At 67.9% G+C, this 2206-nt stretch carries 3 protein-coding genes; 1 reads left to right on the top strand and 2 read right to left on the bottom strand.

Annotation, left to right across the window (positions count from 1 at the left end; genetic code table 11):
* Nucleotides 1–444: MarR family winged helix-turn-helix transcriptional regulator (locus ACWEQQ_RS39175; protein ID WP_452351736.1), on the bottom strand; the 444-nt coding region annotated here is incomplete at its 3' end.
* Nucleotides 445–498: 54 nt separating this feature from the next.
* On the opposite strand from ACWEQQ_RS39175, the gene ACWEQQ_RS39180 reads away from it, so the two are divergent.
* Nucleotides 499–939 carry a VOC family protein gene (locus ACWEQQ_RS39180; protein WP_452351737.1) on the top strand — a complete coding sequence of 147 codons (441 nt, stop codon included), beginning with the start codon at nucleotides 499–501 and terminating at the stop codon, nucleotides 937–939.
* Nucleotides 940–1209: 270 nt separating this feature from the next.
* On the opposite strand, the gene ACWEQQ_RS39185 is transcribed toward ACWEQQ_RS39180, so the two are convergent.
* Nucleotides 1210–1623, bottom strand: coding sequence for a hypothetical protein (locus ACWEQQ_RS39185; RefSeq protein ID WP_452351738.1), 414 nt, complete (start codon nucleotides 1621–1623; stop codon nucleotides 1210–1212).
* Nucleotides 1624–2206: the final 583 nt, after the last annotated feature.

The following is a 2206-nucleotide window of genomic DNA, read 5'->3' on the forward strand; positions in this document are numbered from 1 at the left end:
GCCGGCCATGGCCTGCAGGCGGCCGAAATGCTCGGGAGCCGTGTCGCGCAGCTTCCGTGCGCCGCGTGCGGTGAGCACCGCCATCACGGCACGGCCGTCCTCCGCCGAGGCGCGGCGGCAGACCAGTCCCTGCTGTTCCAGGCCGGTGATGAGCCCGGTAACCGTTGCGCGCGTAACGCCGAGCACGGTTGCCAGCTGTGAGGGCGACAGCTCGCCCTCGGCGTCCTCCAGTGCGGCGAGCAGGCGGTAGCGTCCGGCCGAGAGTCCGAATCGCGCGAAGTGCGCCTCGGTCGCCTGGGTGAGCCTGGTACCGGTGGCCAGCAGCCGCACGGCGACGAGCACGACCTGCGGGTCGATGTCGTCTTCGAGGCCGTAGCGACGGATCTGCGATCGCGCCTGTTCCAGGGTGGGAGCCACGAGATCGTCGTCCGGATCCATCGCCATGGATTTAATATGGCACCTAACTATCTGTTCCGTCAAAGTTGAAACGAGATCGCCGTGGCCCCCTGTCTCGCCGGTGTGCACCATCTGAAGCTGCCTGTGTCCGATCTGCCGACCGGCATCGCCTGGTTCGAGACCGCGCTCGGCGCGCGACGAGTGGAGAGGTTCGACCACCGCCATCCCGACGGCACCCTGTTCGGCGTCATCATGCTGCTGCCCGGCGTCGCGATCCCGGTGGAATTGCGCCTGAATCCGGTGGCGGCCACCGCTATCGCGGGCTTCGATCCGGTCACCCTCGGCGTCGACGGGATCGAGGACCTGCGGGCCTGGGTGGCCCATCTCGACGCGGTCGGCATCGAGCACTCACCCATCCTCACCGGATTCATCGGACATCTGATCGAATTCCGCACCCCCGATGGACTTTGCGTGAGGATCTACACCAACCCGTCGGACGGGTTCGCCGAGGCTCGCATGCGTAGTCCCCAGGAATTGGAGTGACTCAGCACCGGGCTCGCGCGCGGTACACGACCCAGCCGTGCCCATCGCCGCGGGGTAGGCGTTTCCATGTGGGCGGGTTGACGTCGCCGCCGTGCGGCAACCGCGGCGGGCTGGATCCGGCCGACGGGCGCGGCGGGTTCGGGCTCTGATCGCCGGGGTCGGCGGATGCCGGGTCCGATCCGAAAAGCAGTGCTGCTCAGAGGAATCCGGTGCCGATAGCATGGCGAAGGCGGATCTTGCCGGGTGTGGTGGACATGGGTGCTCCTGAGGTCAGTGCGCGGACGCGGCGGTGCGGGATACTCGTTCGACGACCACGGCGGGACCGTCGCCGATGTCCCCGAGATGTGGGCGCAGGTCGCGGAAGAAGCGGTCCGGGTCGATCAGGGCTTCCGGGGGATGGACGCCCGGCCGACGTGCGGTGCCGTCGATGACCTGGGATAGGCCCAGTGCCAGCGGGATTCCGGTCGCGCGGCTCATATCGTCGATGAAAAGCGGTGCACCGGCGGCGGAATCGTCGGCCACGCGGGCCAGGACCAGTTGCGATAGTCCGTCACGGCTGCCGCGGACCGCGGCGAAGAACAGCGGCAACGTCTCGGGGGAGCGGAACCGTCCCGCCGCGGCTCGACCAGCACCAGGTGCGCAGCTGGGGATCGTGGCACCGCACCGCTGGACCCTGCTGGCCATGCTCGCCCACGCCTTCCTCACCGTTCTCGCTGTCGCCCACCGCACCGGCACATTCTCCACCGGCCTGATTACGTTGACCCGCAACGAAATCCGACATCTGCTCACCACGCTGTTCTCGCACCGGTCCACGCTGTCCGCCGATCGAGGATCCAGCTGCCGGCGCCGACGGTCGACACGCCGTAGATGACATCTGTGTTGCTGGTTGCGACCGGAACGGGCCGAGTCGGCTGCGTGAGGCGGGACGACGGGTGCGATCATCGGAGGCGCCCCCCGTACGCCACGAGCCCGAGCATCGAGGGCACTGGAATCTGGCGTTCGCGCCAGGAGTTTGTGCAGCACATCAGTGATTGCCACTGGTTAGCCTTCCGTGTGTTCTCGTGCACTCGAACACCGGTCGGTCAGAAGTGGCACGCATGCCGCGAAGGTGTGCGCGAGGCGGGACTCGGACCCCTCTGCGTGGCATCCGTGCCGGTCCGCCCGTGAAACCCGGGGCTTGTCCGGGAGAACCCGCGATGGTGTCGTGGTCTACGCGGGAGGACGGGTTGACGTGCTCGCTGTGAGAGGTCGTTGAGAGGGAGTGTTG

The sequence above is a fragment of the Nocardia sp. NPDC004123 genome (genome assembly GCF_053603795.1).

Excerpts from the sequence above, each read along its gene's own strand:
- ACWEQQ_RS39185 (WP_452351738.1), bottom strand. The coding sequence starts at position 1,623 with ATGGCCAGCAGGGTCCAGCGGTGCGGTGCCACGATCCCCAGCTGCGCA.